The following is an 18,765-nucleotide window of genomic DNA, read 5'->3' as shown; positions in this document are numbered from 1 at the left end:
AAAGACGAGTGATGCGATCGAAAGTACCGGTACATGGCAAATCGCATACCGTCTGCAAGTATCTTGAGCGGACACAAGGTGACTCTTGATCGAATCGCTGCAGCATCAGCTGCACAACAGCGATCCTTCCGGCTCGGATAATGGAACGGGCCGCCCCGTCGGAACGGCCACATGCCTCGGCCTGCCTCACGAATCAGAACTTCTTCGTGAAATTCATGAAGAACGACCTGCCAAGAAAATCGTATCCACTATAAAGTGGCGCGTTCCCGATGATGTCAATCACCCGACCTGAGATCCTCGGCGGTTCCTTGTCGGCCAGATTGCGTACACCGCCCGTCAGCGACCAGCCGTCCCCCGTATATTTGAGCGACAAGTGAGACAGGTGGTAATCATCGACATACATCTTGTATGTCTGCTTGTAGGCGTCATACAGGTCCTGATCGCCATCGGCAAGAAAAGCATAGCTGTCCTGACCGTCTATCCATTCCAGGCCATAGCGCAGCTGCCAATCCTGGAGCTGATAGGTAAGGTCCAACTGTCCCGAATACTCGGGCGAGTTCAGGATACCGTTCCGGTTTTTTATCGGGTCACCCGGGAACGTCTTTCCGGACTGTTCGGTAAAGTGCGTAACTTGCGCAGTCGCACGGAGCTCCCCTGGCCCGACGCCGAGAACATAACGCAAGTTGAAGTCCCAACCACGCACCTTGTCCACGGAGATGTTCACGTAACCTGTCACCACTTCCAGCGTCGAAGTCGCGGCGCCACGGGTGACCAGGTTGCACAAACCGTTGCGCGCCTGGAAGTCGGCCGCAGTGCCGGAGTAGCACAGCTTGAGGGTTTCCGCCGCGGCCAGACGCTTCACTCCGTTCTCGACCTCGATGTCGAAGTAGTCCGCGGCAAAGGATAGTTCGCCGAGTCCTTCCGGGAGATTTGGCTGCAGAATGATACCTGCCGTTCTCGCCTTCGACGTCTCGGCGGCCAGCCCGGTTTCCTGCCCGCCTCTGGTCTCGACCCAGATGCTGTTGTTCTGGTTGAAGTCGCCCGGCAGTCCCTCGGATGCGCAGTTCACCCTCACCGGATCGGCTTGCGGCAGCGAGCCGTAGTCGTTACATGGGTCACCCGATGAACTGGCGGTGCTGGTCGTCGCCCCCAGGAACTGCTCGAACAATGCCGGCGCACGGAACGACGTGCCGTTGGACGCGCGAAGCGACATCCATTCCGTGGGCGAGTAAAGGAGTCCGATCTTGTACGTGGTGTCGCCACCGTATGAGTCGTAGTGGGTGTATCGGCCGGATACATTGAGGGTCAGCTCATTTACACCGGTCACACCGGAAAGCAGCGGCAGTTCGACCTCGGCAAACGCCTCCCTGACCGAATCCTTGCCCCTGGTCGGTTGTGACGACGTCAACCCGTACAGGTTACCCGTCACCGAATCCGGCGCTGGCGCGTCGTCAATCTCGGCCTGGCGATACTCGGCGCCGAAGGCACCGTAGGCCGTACCGTGAGGCAGATCGAACACAGGGCCATCGACAGTGAGGTTGATCGTCGATTCGTCGTACGTCGTGTTGCCCCAAGTCGGACGGAAGATATAGTTAACCCAATCCCTGGGCAGGCGACCGCCAACGGTGTCGACGTTGAGCACCGGCGCAGCTACGCACCCGCCGGATGGATCCCGGCAGGCGAAACCATTCCCGGCCGCAACGACGTCAAGGCTCCTGGCATAGCGATCCGTCAGGAACGATTCGATCATGTAATCGGCGTCGGATTCAGCATGGCTCAAGCTGAAATCGTAGTTCCATGATTTTCCGATAAAACCCTTCAAGCCAGCCGTTGCGCGATAGAAGTCGACGATCTGTTCGGCCCGGTAGTTTCCGAACCCGATGAAGGCACGAACGGCGACATCCTGGCCATTGGTCGCGCCGTTCCCCGGCGGCGCCGAGTAGCGCGGAAGACCATCGAACATCGCAGGGAGCAGCGGACTGTTCACCGGATAATCCAGCGTAAGCTGGCGGTATCCGGTCTGCGATGATTCGCGGCGATGGGCCAAGACCTCGAAGTAGAGTTCCGCTTCGCCCAATGCATCGAGTGCCTTGGCGCCTTGCAGGAATCCGGTGACGTTTTTGGTTGGAGATACCAGCGACTTGTTCAACAACCTGGGTTCGAACGCATCGCGACCGTAGTAATCCACGCCTTCATAGCCGGGGAAATCGCCTTCAGCGACAGCGGGATTGGGACGCCAGCGATTGAAGCGATCCATTCCGGGGGGTAGCCCTGAATCCTCTCCCGGAAAGTTCGTGCCGTAGTAGCCCAGGCTTCCGGGACCCGGGACGCCCACCCCATTCGGTGTCCCGATCAAGTTCATGGTGACGCCGTTGTCGTCGATGGTCCAACACTTAGGCTTGCCGGTCGCAGGATCGATGGGGTCGTCGGCCCCGTACTCACCGGTGGCCTCATCGAGCCCAAACAAGGGCCGGGGGCAGCCGCTGGCCCAATCGCGATCGCCGACAGCCATCTCGCTGCGATGGTAGAGCTCGAGCGACCCGGACACCCACCAGTCGTCGCCCGATGCGCCCCCCATCACGGACCATCGCGTCTCGTCACCGCCGCCGTGCTGGGTGGCGTTGTGCTGGAACTCGACCACGGGGCTGTCCACTTTCTGCCGCGTGATGATGTTCACCACTCCGGCCACGGCGTCCGAACCGTAAATGGAGGACGCACCATCCTTGAGGATCTCGACGCGGTCGATCAGGATGTTGGGAAGCACATTCAGATCGGCCGATCCGACCGCGCCGCGGGAGCCGGCGGGTGCCACGCGACGGCCATTGAGCAACAGCAGGGTCCGCGTCGCTCCCAGGCCGCGCAAGGACAGCGTGTTGACGCCGCCGCCCCCGTCCACGACAAGAGTGCCGAAGGAGTTGTTGATCTGCGCTGAGCCGCCAGTGATTGCGTTGCTCTGCAGTACGCCCGCCGTGGAATTGAATTCGGTAAGTGTCGTTTCCTCTCGATTGATGACCTGCACTGGAGAGGGTGAGTTGAAGGTGTCCCGCGCGATGCGGGAGCCAGTGACGACGACCTTGTCCAGCTCGGTGGCGCCATCCGTTTCGGCGTCTCTCACCGGTGCCTGGTTCGCGGGCTCCGCTTGCTCCTGGGCGAATGCCATGGGAGCGGCAGGAACCACGAGTACCGCTGACAAGGCGATGCTCAGCCTGTTGCGCTTGGTGCGGTGTCGCTGATACATCTTCGCTCCTCCCCGGTGGTCTATCTCACAAGCTCCTGATCTCAAGCGGCAACGTCAGGCAATTGCTTCGCAGCGATAGACATAGACATGGAACTCGAGAACACCCCCGACGCCGCTGCAAGACGCCAACTCCATGGCGTTTGGCCAAGCAGCCCGGGCACCTACGGCCGTCCGACCAATCATTACAGAACATCTATATTTAGACATTTTGTATAGATTCGGGCACTTGTCAAGATGCCCGCTGGCCGATCAATGCTTCCGACCCCTCCGTCACTTGGCATGCGGTCTTGACGAGCCGATTTGGCCCGAAGCCGACAGCGCTTTTCGTCGTCTCCGGACGCGTCAGCCCCGGGGCGGCACTGGCATATGCGACGCCACTCTGCGGAACCAGATTTCGCGAGAGAAATGGCGATACCGCCAGTCGCCGATATCCTCAACGGTCCAAATACCGCCGCAGGAATTCCACGACTGCATCATTCATCCTCAGCACGTTCGCGTAGCGATGGATGCTGTGGGTCTCGTCGACCAGCACCAGCGTCTCGTAATGCACGCCGGTTCCTCGCAGCCGCTTGATCAGGTCCACCGTTTGGCCGAACTTGACATTGCGGTCATCGTCGCCGTGGATGAACAGCACCGGCGATTTCCAAGTGGCGATAGCCGAGGCCGGTGACCAGCGCCAGGCCATCGCCATCGCTTCCTCGGCATCGGGCGGAGCCTCGTAGCGCGTGCGTGCGTCCTTGTTCAATACGCGATTGTGCAGGCCATGCACGTCCACGCCCACCTTGAAAAGCGCCGAATCATGGGCCAGCGCCATCGCAGTCAGGGAGCCGCCGTAGGAACCGCCGTAGACGCCGACGCGGTTCGCGTCGACGCCGGGCAGCGACTGCAGGTAGCGTCCGGCGGCGCGGATGTCGCGGTACTCGGAGGCGCCACGCGGGCCCGCTTCCGGCGGGAAGTGGTAATCGTGGCCATAGCCGGGACCGAGCCGGTAGTTGACCGCGAGCACCACGTAGCCCTGGCTGGCCAGGTATTGGTTCACCGCGTAGTCGTTGGCGTAGTAGCCCATGTAGTGCCAGCCCAGCAGCATCTGTCGTTGCGGGCCGCCGTGGATGAACACCACCGCGGGACGCTTGCCGGCCGCATTCTCCGGCTCGAACAGTTGGCCGTGCACGGTCACCCCATCCTCGGCCTGGAAGGTCACCCGGCGCGGTGTCACCAGCGATTCCAGCGGATAGCCGGTGGGCAGCGCATCCGGATCCAGCAGGCGAATGCCGTCGCCATCCAGCAGGGCCGGCTGCGGCGGCCGCCGCGCGTCCGCGCTGAAGAACAGCACCCGGCCTCCAGCGGTCTCCACGGCGTAGGTCTCGATCCCGGTGCCGGAAGTGAGGGGTTCTGGCGGCCGGGTGCCGTCCACCGCCACCCGGTACAGATGGCGACGGTCGATGTCGTCGGGAAGCGGGCCGGTGTTGGCGTCGTAGATGATATGGCGGCGGTCAGCGCTGAGGGTGTAGTGCTCCACCATGTAGGCGCCCGGCGTCAGCAGCCTGGCCGTACTGCCGTCTGGCGGAAGTGCGTACAAGTGCTGCCAGCCGTCCTGGTAAGACCGAAATACCAGGTGTCCGCCATCTGCCCAACGCAATTTGCTGCTGCCGATCAGCGAGTCGCGCAATCCTTCGCCGCTGGCCCACCGTTGCGTGCCGCGTCCGGTGGCCGCGTCGGCAACCCAGATCGACCACGGCTTGGGTTGCAACTGCAGAATCGGCCGGGGCGCACCGCCGTCACCGGGCGATCGCACGAACGCCACCCGGCGGCCATCTGGCGACCAGACCGGCGATCCGTCGCGTGCCGCATCCGGTGCCAGCCACAGGATCGGCGTGGCGTCGTCCTGATAAATGCCGACGAAGGCATGGCTCGCGCGCGAGGCCACGAAGGCCAGGCGCCGGCTATCGGGCGACCAGGCCAAGGAACCGACGCGACCGCGGGTGCTGAACAGCCTCCGCGCTTTCACCCCGCCTTCGAACGGCACGATCCAGGCGGCATCGTTCTTGATGAAGGCCACCTGGCGGCCGTCGGGCGAAAGCACCGGATAGTCGCCTTCGGCCAACCGCCGCGGGGGGCCACCTGCCACATTCATCCCGAAGATCTCGACCTTGGTCGCGACCGGCGAGGAGGTGGGATTGATGGGTAGGGTGCGGCCCCAATTCCCCCCGTGCTCGCCGCCGCGGACGTACACCAGGCGGCGGCCGTCATCGGACAGAGCCAGGCTGCTGATCTCCTGGCCGTCATCCCGGTCATAGGTGGTCAGCTGTCGGGGTTTGAAGTCCGGCGCCGCCGCCGCCCAGACGTTGCGGCGGCCGGCGGCGTTCTCGACCCACGCGACCTGCTCGCTGTCTGGGGCGACGATCAAGTCCTGCGGGAAGGCGTAGCTGCGAACTTGCTCCAGGGTGAAGCCGCCAACCGCCGACGCGGCGAACGGCGCAAGCAGGAACACCAGCACCAACAGCAGAGCAGCCGCCGAGCGGTACCGACGGAAACGTCGGGACGTGTCGTTCACCAGTTTCTCCCAAGCAATCATTCCATCAAGTCTCAAACGTTTTCTGAAGTTCAATAAGCGCCGGACCGAGATAGCGGCCGCGCAATTCGTTCCCGCATTTTGGTCTTCTGCTCTTGCCAGATCACCCCCTCCTGCATGCATAAAGCGGATCCGCGCCCCAGATCACGACGCCCACATTCCACGTTCGGATAATTATGGTTGTTTCTCCAATAGGATCTGCATGTTTTTCATGACATCCGTTGAAAGCGTGAATGTCTCTGTATGTGAGATGTATCCTGGCGCGCTCACGGTAATCGTGTGGCTTCCGTTAGGAAGAAAACGCCAAAATCTACCAAACTGTTCATTGGAGTAGCGGTCTTCGACCTCGGCACTGGTGTGACCGATAAACTCGATCTTGGCTCTTACTGGCTCACTAGTGTCTTCATCCAATACATGTCCAGTCACGCCGCTTGCCCTGAAATCATAACCAGTGGAAGCAGGAATCAGAAAATCATCGAATAATGCTTCGATACCATCCAGGTAGTTATTTGCAAACTCCGTGGCGATATCGAGTATCGTCTGCTCATACGCCGTTTCTGGCGCGCGATTTTCGTGCATGAATGGCAAGTAGAACGCCCGGTCGGTCATTTCCACCGTCAGATCCATCGTTCCTACTGCTGCATAACCCCAGTTCGACGATATCCCCAATATCCCCTGGGTGGATATCGAAGGGGTCCAGCACAACTCCTTGCAATACTGCTCCGTCTGCGTGGAACCACAAGGGTCGCCATCAGGATCTTCAAGCACGTATCCGCCGCCGCTGGCTACCTCACAGAACTCCCCCAGCGACCTGGCAGCGAAGACCAGATCCCCGTACTTCTGGGCAAATCCTCTCAACGCAGCCCGATCCGGGTTGAATCCACCATTGGTGCTGCTCCACGGATACATGATCTGTCCGCCGTCCGGGTTGTTGCCGTAGTGGAAGACCATCCCGAACCAGGGTTGGATCTCGAGATACAAATCTCTCATTGCCTGGGCTTCGGGTTCTGAAAATGGCGCCGTACCTCGATAAGCCGATGCGCCGGGCGTAGCTTGCCCATTCTGCCAGTGGAAGTCGTAATTCCTGTTCAGATCCACCCAGTTCACCTGCCTGTTGCCCCGCACGCGGTACTGGTACCCGACGGGGTTCATATAGGGCACCAACCAGATGTCGTACGCATCGACCCATTTTTTGACTTCCGCGTTGGTCAGATACTCCCCTGTCAACCTGGTTGCCAGATCCATCACCACCTTCAGTCCCATGTGCTCGTTGCCGTGGATGACCCCGGTGAATATCCAAACGGGCTTGTCCTGTTGCTCGTCGACATCCGAGGAAATTTTTAGCGCATAGATGTCCTTGTCTTCCACGACAGACGTGCCGATGAGGTATTTCTTCGCCAGATCTGGATACGTCGTCTCCAACTCGTCGAGTTTCAGTTCCACCTCGGCGATCGTTGGATAGAACCTTTCCGCCAGCGCGGTGAACGGCGCCAACAGGAGCAGCAACACCAACAGCACATCGGCCATCGGCCGGGGACGTCGAAACATGTCGTTCATCACTTCCTCCTGAGGAACAGTGCTACTAAGGCTCATACGCTTTTGGCAATCCACTCGGCGCCGGGCTGAGATAGCGGTCGCGCAACTCTGTCTGGCGCGTTCGCAGCGGCTGCTCTTGCCCGTCGATCAGCACCCGCTCGGGCATGGAGGCCAGTTCAAGCGGATCCGTATCCCAGATCACGACGTCCGCGCGGCGCCCCGGTCGTAACGACCCGATTTCCGCGCCTAGCCCCATGATTTCTGCGACCCTGGACGTGATCGCGGCGAACGCCTGATCCCACTGCAGCCCAACGGCCCCAGGCAGCCTGCTCAGTGCCACCAAATTGCCCGCGTACTGCCGGGTGACGCGCGCCTGGCGCGAATCGAAGTCGTCGATCATCCCGACCGCCACTACGACACCCGCAGCGTGCAACATGCCGATGTTGGACTGGGTCGCGGCCTGCATCTCGAACCGCGACGGCAGGTTGTTCAGCGCCGACGCGATCACCGGCACGCCGGCCGCGGCAATCCGGTCCGCCACCATCCACCCTTCACCGGCTCCCACCAGCACCAGAGCCAAGCCGGGGAATTCGCGCTTCAATTCCAGTGCCGCGAGGATGTCGCTGGCGCGCTCGACATGCGCCAGCAAGGGCATCTCGCCGCTGGCCACGGGCACAAGCGCGGCAATGTCGGCCCTTTGCAGGCGACTGCCACCGGTCGCGTGGCTGTTGCCCGCATGCTGCTCCGACCCGGCGCTTTGTGCCGCCTGTAGCGCCAATCTCAACTCGAGGTGCGCGGCGGCACGACTCCCGCCGGCCCGGCTCGCGCCTAGTTCGCCCAGTTCGACGAACTGAAACGCGCGCGGCCGCGTGATCACCTGCGGATCGTCGGCGAGATCGATAACAGCTCCTTGCCCCGCAAAGAGGCTTTTTCCGCTGCGCGGTGCGACCAGCGCCCGCGTCACTCCGCTGCGCCTGCTGACGCCGATCGCCGAAGCGCGCCAATCCACCGCAGGCGCTATATCGATCGCCGCCGAGTAGGCCGAGGATTCGGCAGCGGTGTCATTGGTCGACTCGACCAGATCCAGTTCGACCAGCCCGACGCGGGTGAAGCCGGCGAATATGCCGGGGGTCACCCATTTGCCAGTAGCATCGATGCGCTGCGCATCCGCGGGAACCTGGACGCGCTCCCCGGCGGCCAAGATGCGGCCGTCCCGCAAGACGACCGTACCGTTCTCGATCGGTTTCGAGCCATCGCCGATCACCACCGTCCCGCCCATGATCGCGACCACTCGCGCCGGCTGCGTCCCGGGCATGGACGGAGACGACGGCGACCCGGTTGCCCATGATCGGCTCGATGCGCATGAAGACATCATGCCGAGCACGAACAGGGCCGCAAGCGGTCGTGCGAGCATCACGGGAATGTTCTCCGTCGGCCGACAGAATCAGGGCGCCCGGCACGCTCACGCAGATCGAAGTCGCTGATCGGCTGTCGCCCGGGATCGAGCGCGTCGAAGAGCAAGGCGCCATCGATCCAGACCTTCTCCGGCCGCGTATAGACGCTGAAGGGATGCCCGTTCCACAGCACGATGTCGGCCATCTTTCCTGGCCGCAGGCTACCGGTGCGGTCGGCGATGCCCAAGACCTTGGCCGGATTGATCGACAGCCAGGTCCACGCCCTTTCATCGCTGATCTCGAGCCCGGCACGCCGCCCGGCAGCCAGTGCCTTCGCCACCTCCTGGTTGAGCCGCTGGATCAGCATCGCGTTGTCCGAATGGATCATCGCGCATGCCGAAGCGTTTTCCAGCAGCGGCAGGTTCTCGTCGATGGCGTCGCGCATTTCCAGCTTGCCGCCCCACCAGTCCGAGAACACCACCGCACACACCGAGCTGTCGCGCAGCAGGTCGGCGATCTTGTAGGCTTCCACGGCGTGATGAAACGCCGTGATGCGATAGCCGAACTCCCGCGACAGATCCAGCATCTGCGCCATCTCGTCGGCGCGGAAGCAATGGTGGTGGACCAGAATCTCGCCGGCCAGTACACCCATCAGCGTATCGAGCTGCAGGTCGCGCTTGGGCGGCGTTCCACCACGATCACGGTACCCGTCCCATTCGCGCTTGTACTCGGCCGCCTTCGCCCAGGCTTGCCGGGTGATCGCGACGTTGCCCATCCGCGAGGTGGTATAGCGCTTTTTTGGATTCTCGCCGCAGGCCATTTTCAGACCGTAAGGAGCGCCTGGAAACTTCATCTGCTGCACCGTGCGTGCAGGCACGTTCTTCAGGACCACCGAACGGCCGCCGAACAGGTTCGACGAACCCGGCAGGATCTGCAGGGCGGTCACGCCCCCGTTGGCCAACGCACGGGCGAAAGCCGGGTCCTGGGGCCAGACGCTGTGCTCCACCCACGCCTGTGCGGTGTTGGCATTGGTCATCTCGTTGAGATCGGCGCTGGCCTTGACCTGCGGCGAAGACAGCGCGCCCAGGTGGCTGTGGGCGTCGATGATGCCGGGGGTGACCCATTTCCCCCGGCCATCGATCACCCTGGCACCGGCGGGAGCCGCGATATCCTTTCCGAGCGCCACGACCTCGCCGTCGGCAAAGAGGATCGAAGCGTCGTCGAGCCGACCGCCTTCGCCATCGAAGATCGTCACCTGTGTGATCAGCGTCGGTTCCCCTGGATACCGTTGGTAGGTCGATGGGTAAGGATCCGTCGCCCGAACCTGCCAGCACGCGGCCAGCAGAACCATGGCCGACCAGGCCGCCAGCCTCGGCTTCGTCGGCAATTCCAGATCGCCTGCATGCTTGCCCCGTGGGCTCACAGGCGGATCTCCACTCCCAGCGAGAACGTCCGGCCGCTCACGCCATAGGTCCCGTTGTAGTTGTAGGTCCCGCCACTGTCGGTGCCCGACGGCAGGAACGGGCTGTGCCGATCGAACACGTTGATGATGTTGCCGAACACGCGCCAACTGACATTGCCCGTGCGTATCGGGGAGATGCTGATGTTCAGGTCGTGACGGACGAAGCTCGGCACATGCAGGAACAGCGGGTCGGTCGTACCCAACGATTCGAACAGGTCCTTGCGCGCATTGCTGTCGACCGCCTCGTCCTTGTAGATGGTGGTCCACTTGACCCGCACGGGACTGTTCGACCACGCGAGTCCCACCCTGGCCTCGTTCCTGAAGGTACCGACCGCACCATTGAAATCGGTGGTCGTCGGGCCTGTTGCGCCCTCGAATATCGTTTCCAGCCGGGTACGGTGGGTGTAGCTGCCGTCCAGCGTGAACTGCCCCGGCACGCCCAGGCGGTTCAAATCGAAGCGCTGGTTGAACGCCACGTCGATTCCGGACGCGCGCATCGAGTTCAGATTCAGCTGCTGGTTGTCGATCCGGATGATCTGCCCTTCCGCGTCCCGCCTGATGGGCGCACAGAACTCGTTGTCGATGCCATCGGGATGGAAGTAGCACTCGCTCAGCAGACTGGGGTTGCTGATGGAGGTGATCGCGTCCTCGATCTTGATGTCGTAGTAGTCGATGCTGGCTTCCATCCCTTTCCACGGGGCGAAAATGAACCCGGCGGTCAGCGTGTGCGCGGTCTCTTCTTTCAGGTCGATGTTGCCGCTTGCGGGCGTGAATACACGCGTGTTGTCTTGGATGAACCGGCCGTCCCGGGCGATGACCGCGGCAATGCCCGGATCGAGGCGGCAATTGTCCGCTGCGATTCCCGGTGTCGCCGCGGTGATGTCGTGGCACACGTCGGAGACGTTGGAGTAGCCGTCCCGCGGCGGCGAATACAACTCTGTCGTATAGGGTGCGCGTTGGGCCAGGCCATACGCGGTCCGGAACATCAGCCTGTCGACCAGCGTCCACTGCACGCCGCCGCGATAGCTGAAGGTGGTGCCGACGTTCGCCAGATCCGGATAGTCGGACACGCGAAAGGCGAGTTCGACGCTCAGATCCCGCGCCAGCGGAAGGTCGCGAAGCAGGGGCAGCCGCGCCTCGGCATACGCGGATCGTGCCGTGATCTCGCCGGTGAAGTCCGGAATGAACGGGCCGCTGGACATTCCCTCCTGGGTGAGATCGTCGGTGCGGCTGCTGGTCTCGTCGCGCCGCCACTCGACACCGAAAGCCGTCTGCGCCGGGCCCGCCGGCATGGAAAACGGGGAGCCGGTGATGCTGGCCTCGAACGTGTGCTGCCGGTTGCGCGCCCAGAACTGCTTGTCGGAGCGGATGTAGTCCGCCGCCTCCGGCGAGATCGACCCCACGCCGAACAGGTTCAGCGGCACGCATCCCTCCGTGCGCGCCACCGGATCGGCGCAGACCACCGCGCCATCGACCGTGGCGGCGTCCAGGGCGTGGCTCATGTTGCGCATGTTCAGATAGTTCTTGCTGACCTGGTGCCCGTCGAAGTCGCCGAATCCGTAGGTGGCGTCCCAGTCCCACGCGCCGTCGAACAGCGTTCCCCGGAAGCCCGCCGTACCGCGCCATGTCACGCGGTGATTGTCGAATCCACGGTTTCCGAGCTCGTTGAACCGCCGCGTCCAGGTAATGCCCGCACTGCCCACGCGCGCGACAATCTCCGCAGGCGCGAAAGGGTTGTCCCTGGGGATTCGTCCAAGCTGGAACTCATCGTTCACCCCATAGGTCGTGCCCCAGCCCGCATACACCGGCTCGAATTCCATCTCGGTGTCGACGGCCGAGTACATCACATGGCCGAAGAACTGCAGATCGTCGTTGATATCGAACATCAACTTGCCGCCGGCGTTGATCATCTCGCGCGGCGTGATCAGGAAGCCCTCCTGCCGCACGTCCCATCCGTTGACGGAAGTGACGAACCCCTCCTGCAGGCCCTCCTCGTCGTAATAGAACAGGTCCCCGGCGAATCGCCCGCCCGGATTGAAGCTGGTCATGTGCGGGGTGGTGAGCCTGTTGCTGTTCGCGCTGTACGAGGCGGATCGCAGCGCCCAGTCGCGGTCCCTCGCATACAGCGGGCGCTGTTCGTCGTAGGTCACCGCGCCCATGACGTAAAGCCGGTCGTCGAAGAACCGGGAACCCGCGCCTATCGAGAACTCGGTGGAACCACCGCCGCCGTCTTGCGTGGCGCGCTCCACCAGGCGCACCTTGAATCCGTCCATCCGTTCCGGCGTGATGATGTTCACGACACCGGCGATGGCATCGGACCCGTAGACGGCCGAGGCGCCGCCCGTCGTGACGTCTACACGGCCGATCATGTACTGCGGGATGGTACTCAGGCTCACGACGTTGCGATTGCCTGCGTTGGACACCGTGCGCCGGCCGTCGATGAGCACCAGCGTGCGCGCCAGGCCGAGGCCGCGCAGGGAGATCGTGGACAGGCCGTTGCCCTGGATCGAACCCTGATTGCCGGTAAGACTGTCGTTGCCGCCCACGCCAGGCACGTCGCGCAAGGTTTCGACCAGGTCCATCTGGCCCGCTTCGATGAGCTCTCGCTGGTCGAGTTGCTTCACCGGGATCACGCTGTCGGCACCCATCTGCTGGAGGCGCGACCCCGTCACCATGACCTTGTCCAACTCGGTCACGTCCGGGGAAGTCGCCGAAGCCTGTCCGCCGGGATCGTCTGCGGGCGGCGCGGCCGCCTCGATCACCGCAGGCGGAGAGGTGGAGATCACGATCGCACCACTCCTGTGCCCGGCGACCTGGAGGTTCGTTCCCTCGAGCAGTCTGGCGACGGCTTCCTCCGCCGAAAGCTCTCCGCTTGCTCCGTTCGTCTGCAGCCCCTGCAGTTGCCCGGCCTCGTAGACGAACTCCACATCGGCCTGACTGGACAACGCTTTCAAGGCTGAAATCAGGTCGCCCGCAGGGACCTCGACCTTGCGGCCGTCGGCCGCGTGGACCGCTTGCGCCGCGCCGAGCGCCATCGTCAGGGCGGCGATGCGCAGCACGAGTTTCTTCTTCATCGAATTCCCCCTCCCGGGCCAAGAATGAGATACCTGAAGCAACGAACCAGGACTTGCAGCGTCGTCATCGGGTCCATCCGCCAATCGGCCGATTGGCGTATTTAGCACTGCCCTATACAAAACGTCAAGCTCTGGATATTCTGTAATTCGCGCCGTACGGCGCGGAGATCGAACCCCTCTTCACAACGTGTTTGGTGCCTTGAGCGGAGCCAGGCGATGCCTTCGAACTCGATTCCCGTCGCTCCGAGAAAACCGGTCTACCTGACGCTGTCGTTCCAGTTGGCGGTCGGGTTGCTGCTGGGCGGCACGCTCGGATTCTTGTGGCCCGGGCTCGGCGCGGAGCTCAATCCCCTGGCGACCGGCTTCGTCAAGCTGATCAAGATGGTGGCGGGGCTCATCGTCTTCCTGACCATCGTCACGGGTTTCGCGCAGATGAAGCGCGGTGGCGGTCTCGGCCAGCTCGGAACGAGGGCGATCGTCTATTTCGAGGTGGTCAGCACCCTCGCCCTCATCCTCGGACTGGTACTGGGCAATGTCTTCCAGCCGGGGGCCGGCCTGTCCATTCCCCCTGACGGCGCGGCGACGGTCACGAGATTCGCAGAAGGCGGCGCGGCGCCTTCGACCGTGGAGTTCCTGCTGAACGTCATTCCGAAGACGGTGTTCGACGCACTGGCCAGCGGCGTGATGCTCCAGATCCTGCTGGTGTCCCTGCTGTTCGGCTACGCGCTCTTCTCGCTGGGCGATCGCGCCAGGCCCGTGACCGACATGCTCGCGATCTGGACCGACGCAACCTTCAGGGTGGTCGGCGTGGTGCTGAAGCTTGCGCCCATCGGCGTGTTCGGCGCCGCCGCCTTCACGCTCGGCAAGTTCGGAGTCGCTTCGCTGCTGCCGCTGGCCAAGCTCGTCGGCCTGGTCTATGCCGGGTGCGGACTTTTCTTCGTCGTGGTCTTCGGCACTGTGTCGTACCTCACCAAGTTCAGCCTGGTGAAGTTCGTGCGCCACATCAAGGAGGAAATGATCATCGCCTTCACGACCACATCCTCCGAAGCCGCTCTGCCGGGATTGATGCGCAAACTGGAGACCGCCGGCTGCAGCAAGGGCGTGGTCGGCTTCGTCGTTCCGACGGGTTACTCGTTCAACCTGGATGGCTCATCGATCTATATGACGCTCGCCGCGTTGTTCATCGCGCAGGCATCGGGCGTCCACTTGGGCCTAGGCGAACAGATATCGCTGCTGCTGGTGTTCCTGTTGACCTCGAAGGGCATGGCCGCCGTCACCGGCGGCTCATTCGTGACCCTCGCCGCGTCCTTAGCAATGTTCCCCGAGATTCCCCTCGCCGGCCTGGCGTTGATCCTCGGCGTCGACCGTTTGATGGACGCCATGCGTACGGTGACCAACGTGGCGGGCAACGGCGTGGCGACGATGGCGATCGCCTATTGGCACGGCCAGCGCACCGACGTTCCGCCCGAGGCCCGGAGCGACGCGCCGCGGATGCCGTGAGCCGCCCGTACCCATCCTGATCCGAGACCCGACCATGCAAGACTCCCGCTACATTGAGCCCCGCACCGGAGCCACCTATCCCCTCGACGTGCCGCGATGGTGCTCCGACGAGCGCATGCCGTTGCTGATCACGCCGCAACGCGGAATCTCGAGGGACGACATCGAACGCGGCACACGATCGCTCTGGCGCTACCGAGCGTCCTTGCCCATGGATGTTTCCGCGCCGATCTCTCTTGGCGAAGGCTGCACCCCGCTAGTACAGAAGGGGTGGGGCGATTTTAGGCCCTACTTCAAGCTCGAATGGTTCAGTCCCACGGGAAGCTTCAAGGACCGCGGCACAACCGTCATGCTGTCGTATCTGCGCCAGATGGGCGTCGATGCCGTCCTCGAAGACAGTTCCGGCAATGGCGGGGCGTCCGTCGCAGGTTACGGCGCCGCCGGCGGCATGCACGTCAAGATCCTTGCACCGGCCTACACGTCGTCGGCCAAGATTGCCCAGGTCCGTGCGTACGGCGCCGAAGTGCAACTGGTCGAGGGTCCGCGTGAGGAATCCGAGGCCGAGGCGATTCGGCAATCCGAACGGATCTTCTATTCCAGCCACAACTGGCAGCCATTCTTCCTACAAGGAACGAAATCGATCGCATACGAACTCTGGGAAGATTTCGGCTTCCAAGCACCCGACAACATCATCATGCCCGTCGGTGCTGGCAGCAATTTGATCGGCTGCGACATCGGCTTCAAGGAACTGCTTGCCGCCGGCCAAATCGATAGGCTTCCTCGACTCTTTGGCGCACAGCCGCTGAACTGCTCTCCGATTGACGCTTCATTTCAGGCGGGAGTGGACACGCCTGTCGAGCGTGAGATCTTCGATTCGATTTCCGAAGGAACGATGATCAAACGTCCATTGCGTCTGCGTGAGAATCTTGCGGCCTTGAGGGACAGCAGAGGGGAAACGGTTGCCGTACGGGAAGAGGAGATCATTGCAGCCTTGAGGCGAATGGCAGGACAGGGACTGTTCTGTGAACCGACCTCTGCCACCGCGGCCGCGGCGCTTGAGATCCTTATCTGTCGCGGGGTTATCAAGTCCGGAGAGAGAACTGTCGTTCTTGTTACTGGGACAGGCGCCAAAACGGCTCCGTTGATCACGCAGCTCCTTGCCCGAGCTGAATGATCCTGGAAGTTGAAAAGTGGCTCCGATATGGCGGCGGCTTGGCTTCTCCAATGCAGTTCGGATTTAGTCGCCGCCCACGGCGATTGTCCCTTCCTGGTGGTCGCCCCGTTTGGTCTGCGGCATACGACCAACGATACCCACTTCACATTCCTTCTCAACCAACTTTGACCCGGACTTTCATCCCGGAAGTCGATTCTCTGGAGAACCGTAATGCTCGATGTCTCGCCATCTATCCGTTGCGCAAACAGCCCTGACATCGCTCCGCCGGCAGGCCACTATTCGCATGTCTGCGTAGCGGGCGGCCAAATCTACATCTCTGGCCAACTTCCAGTGACCGGACAAGGCGTGGCACTCACCAATGCAACATTCACCGAGCAAGCCAAGCAAACACTTCATAATCTTGACGGCTGCCTTTCCACTGCCGGCGTCGGCCGCTGTGATCTGGTGCAGGTACGAATTTACGTTACCGACATGCGGCAATGGCCGGTTTTCAACCGGATCTACGCCGAATGGATTGGGAGCCATCGGCCTGCTCGCGCTGTCGCTGGCGTGTCCGAGCTCCACTACGGAGTCGCAGTGGAAGTAGAGGCCGTCGCGTTAGACAAACAACGTTAGACGCACGAGCCCTCCCCTGGCGCAACACTTTGAACGCCGCACTTCTCGATTCCGGATCGAAATAATCGAACGGGTCGCTGCGTGGCCTCCCCCTTAACGCGGGCACTGCACGACCAGAGTTCTTGATGCGGATGTCTTCGATACCCGGCGCGCGTGGTGCTGCCGAGGAGGGCAGGAGATGGTGTTCGCTGTCGCCGTTCCCCGCCTGCACGGGAACAACGATGCCCCAGGAACCCGAGAGAAATCCCCTTCAACACGCCGCCGCGCGGGCCTCCGACAGGGTCCGGCCGTTTTCCGTCGAGGCAAAAGCGATGCGCATCCTGATCCTGGGTTCCGGCGTGATAGGCGTGACCAGCGCCTGGTCCCTGCGCCAAGCCGGACACGACGTGGTCGTGGTCGACCGCCAGCCCGGCCCTGCGCGCGAGACCAGCTTCGGCAACGCCGGTCAAATCTCGCCCGGCTACGCCTCGCCGTGGCCCGCGCCCGGCATCCCCGCCAAGGCGATCGGCTGGCTGCTGTCGCGGCATGCGCCGCTCACGATCAAGCCAACCGCCAATCCCGACCAGTACCACTGGCTGTGGCAGATGCTGCGCAACTGCACCCATCACCGCTACGCGATCAGCAAGGCGCGGATGGTGCGCCTGGCCGAATACAGCCGCGGGTGCCTGGAAGAGCTGCGCCGCGACACCGGGATCGAGTACGAGCAACGCACCCTGGGCACCACGCAGTTGTTCCGCACCCAGGCCCAGCTCGATAGTGCCGCCAAGGACATCGCGATCCTGCGCGAGTACGGCGTGACCTACGAACTGCTCGATCGCGACGGCATCGTCCGGGTCGAGCCAGCGCTGGCGAAACAGGCCGGCAGCTTCGCCGGCGCGCTGCGCCTACCCGGCGACGAGACCGGCGACTGCCACCTGTTCACCTGCAAGCTCGCCGAGCTGGCGGCCGCACAGGGCGTCGAATTCCGCTTTGGCCAGACTATCGACGCGCTGCAGGCCGATGGCGACCGCGTCTCCGGTGTCCGCATCGATGGCCAGGTCGAAACCGCGGACCACTACGTGCTGGCGCTGGGCAGTTGGTCGCCGCGCCTGCTGGCGCCGATCGGCATCCACCTGCCGGTGTGTCCGCTGAAGGGCTACTCGCTGACCATTCCGATCGTGCGCGAGGAGATGGCGCCGGTCTCGACCGTGCTCGACGAGAGCTACAAGGTCGCGATCACCCGCTTCGACCGACGCATCCGCGTCGGGGGTATGGCGGAAATCTCCGGTTACAACCTGTCGCTGTGCCCACACCGCCGGCAGACGCTGGAGATGGTGGTGCGCAGCCTGTATCCGGATGGCGGCGATCTTGCGTTCGCGGAATTCTGGGCCGGCCTGCGCCCGTCCACGCCCGATGGTCCGCCGGTGGTCGGCGCGACCAGGTACCGCAACCTCTGGCTCAACACCGGCCACGGCACGCTGGGCTGGACGATGGCCGCGGGCTCGGCGTGCTATCTCGCCGACCTGATCGACGCGCGCAGGCCGGCGATCGACCCCGAGGGCCTCGACATCTCCCGCTACCGGCAACCGTGGTTCGCAGCGTCGGCCGGGCTACGCTGACTGCCATGCGTCCTGCTCGGGCCACCATCGATCTCGAGGCGTTCCGCCGCAACTGCCGCCATGCGCGTGCGCTCGGCGGTGGCAAGGCGCTGGCGGTGGTCAAGGCCGACGCTTACGGCCACGGCGCGCTGCAGTGCGCGCGCGTGATCGACAACGAAGCCGACGGCTTCGGCGTGGCCTGCATCGAGGAAGCGCTGGAACTGCGCGAGGCCGGCATCCGCGCGCCGATCGTGCTGCTGGAGAGCTTCTTCGACGCCGGCGAACTGACGCTGATCGGAGCGCACGAGCTGTGGACCGTGGTCGCCTCGCCGTACCAGGTTCAGGCGCTCGAGCGCCATCGCTCCGGCAGGCCGCTGCAGGTCTGGCTGAAGCTCGACTCGGGCATGCATCGGCTGGGGTTGTCGCCCGGCGAGTATCTCGACGCATGGCAACGCTTGCGGGCGTTGCCATGCGTCGGCGACATCGTCGCGATGACCCACTTCGCACGCGCCGACGAACTGTCGCAGGCTGCCACCGAAGCGCAACTGGCGGCGTTCGAGGCCGTGTCCTCCGCGCTGCCGCACGGCACGCCGGCAAGCATCGCCTTGCGCGTGGGCCGCGGTGGG

Annotated in this window: 10 protein-coding genes and 1 pseudogene; 5 read left to right on the top strand and 6 right to left on the bottom strand. The window is 63.2% G+C overall.

Annotated features, from left to right (window positions below):
- Window positions 1–193 precede the first annotated feature (193 nt).
- The 6 genes from U3649_RS04925 to U3649_RS04900 all read right to left on the bottom strand — a co-directional run bounded on the left by U3649_RS04925 (window position 194) and on the right by U3649_RS04900 (window position 13,276).
- Window positions 194–3,238 (bottom strand): TonB-dependent receptor plug domain-containing protein, encoded by a 3,045-nt coding sequence (locus U3649_RS04925; protein ID WP_407353766.1) that lies wholly within the window; start codon window positions 3,236–3,238, stop codon window positions 194–196.
- Window positions 3,239–3,671: 433 nt separating this feature from the next.
- Complete coding sequence (locus U3649_RS04920) at window positions 3,672–5,735, bottom strand: S9 family peptidase (protein ID WP_407353765.1); 2,064 nt, start codon at window positions 5,733–5,735, stop codon at window positions 3,672–3,674.
- A gap of 249 nt (window positions 5,736–5,984) precedes the next feature.
- Window positions 5,985–7,367, bottom strand: coding sequence for a M14 family zinc carboxypeptidase (locus U3649_RS04915; RefSeq protein WP_407353764.1), 1,383 nt, complete (start codon window positions 7,365–7,367; stop codon window positions 5,985–5,987).
- A 25-nt stretch (window positions 7,368–7,392) separates the two neighbouring features.
- Window positions 7,393–8,760 (bottom strand): amidohydrolase family protein, encoded by a 1,368-nt coding sequence (locus tag U3649_RS04910; protein WP_407354544.1) that lies wholly within the window; start codon window positions 8,758–8,760, stop codon window positions 7,393–7,395.
- The gene (locus U3649_RS04905) at window positions 8,760–10,163 is read right to left on the bottom strand and encodes an amidohydrolase (RefSeq protein WP_407353763.1); all 1,404 of its coding nucleotides are present in this window, start codon (window positions 10,161–10,163) and stop codon (window positions 8,760–8,762) included. The genes U3649_RS04910 and U3649_RS04905 overlap by 1 nt, the downstream gene beginning before the upstream one ends.
- Window positions 10,160–13,276: a TonB-dependent receptor domain-containing protein gene (locus U3649_RS04900; protein ID WP_407353762.1), complete on the bottom strand. Its 3,117-nt coding sequence runs from the start codon at window positions 13,274–13,276 to the stop codon at window positions 10,160–10,162. Before U3649_RS04900 ends, U3649_RS04905 begins: the two co-directional genes overlap by 4 nt.
- A gap of 216 nt (window positions 13,277–13,492) precedes the next feature.
- Here U3649_RS04900 and U3649_RS04895 point away from each other — a divergent pair, with 216 nt between their 5' ends.
- The 5 genes and pseudogenes from U3649_RS04895 to U3649_RS04875 form a co-directional block, all read left to right on the top strand.
- Entirely contained in the window at window positions 13,493–14,776 is a 1,284-nt protein-coding gene (locus U3649_RS04895) for a cation:dicarboxylate symporter family transporter (RefSeq protein WP_407353761.1), read from the top strand.
- A gap of 115 nt (window positions 14,777–14,891) precedes the next feature.
- Window positions 14,892–15,947 carry a pyridoxal-phosphate dependent enzyme gene (locus U3649_RS04890; RefSeq protein ID WP_407353760.1) on the top strand — a complete coding sequence of 352 codons (1,056 nt, stop codon included), beginning with the start codon at window positions 14,892–14,894 and terminating at the stop codon, window positions 15,945–15,947.
- Between the two features lie 210 nt (window positions 15,948–16,157).
- Complete coding sequence (locus U3649_RS04885) at window positions 16,158–16,562, top strand: RidA family protein (RefSeq protein ID WP_407353759.1); 405 nt, start codon at window positions 16,158–16,160, stop codon at window positions 16,560–16,562.
- A gap of 311 nt (window positions 16,563–16,873) precedes the next feature.
- Window positions 16,874–18,160: a D-amino acid dehydrogenase gene (locus U3649_RS04880; protein WP_407353758.1), complete on the top strand. Its 1,287-nt coding sequence runs from the start codon at window positions 16,874–16,876 to the stop codon at window positions 18,158–18,160.
- Between the two features lie 5 nt (window positions 18,161–18,165).
- Window positions 18,166–18,717, top strand: a pseudogene (locus U3649_RS04875) (alanine racemase); the annotation flags it as partial.
- Window positions 18,718–18,765 lie beyond the last annotated feature (48 nt).

The sequence above is a fragment of the Luteimonas sp. R10 genome (assembly GCF_045689605.1).
Classification (GTDB): Bacteria; Pseudomonadota; Gammaproteobacteria; order Xanthomonadales; family Xanthomonadaceae; genus Luteimonas.
This window is presented reverse-complemented; position numbering and strand designations above follow the sequence as displayed.

Coding starts and splice junctions, on each gene's coding strand:
- U3649_RS04885 (WP_407353759.1), top strand. CDS start 16,158: ATGCTCGATGTCTCGCCATCTATCCGTTGCGCAAACAGCCCTGACATC.
- U3649_RS04880 (WP_407353758.1), top strand. CDS start 16,874: ATGCGCATCCTGATCCTGGGTTCCGGCGTGATAGGCGTGACCAGCGCC.
- U3649_RS04895 (WP_407353761.1), top strand. CDS start 13,493: ATGCCTTCGAACTCGATTCCCGTCGCTCCGAGAAAACCGGTCTACCTG.
- U3649_RS04910 (WP_407354544.1), bottom strand. CDS start 8,760: ATGCTCGCACGACCGCTTGCGGCCCTGTTCGTGCTCGGCATGATGTCT.
- U3649_RS04925 (WP_407353766.1), bottom strand. CDS start 3,238: ATGTATCAGCGACACCGCACCAAGCGCAACAGGCTGAGCATCGCCTTG.
- U3649_RS04900 (WP_407353762.1), bottom strand. CDS start 13,276: ATGAAGAAGAAACTCGTGCTGCGCATCGCCGCCCTGACGATGGCGCTC.
- U3649_RS04915 (WP_407353764.1), bottom strand. CDS start 7,367: ATGAACGACATGTTTCGACGTCCCCGGCCGATGGCCGATGTGCTGTTG.
- U3649_RS04890 (WP_407353760.1), top strand. CDS start 14,892: ATGCCGTTGCTGATCACGCCGCAACGCGGAATCTCGAGGGACGACATC.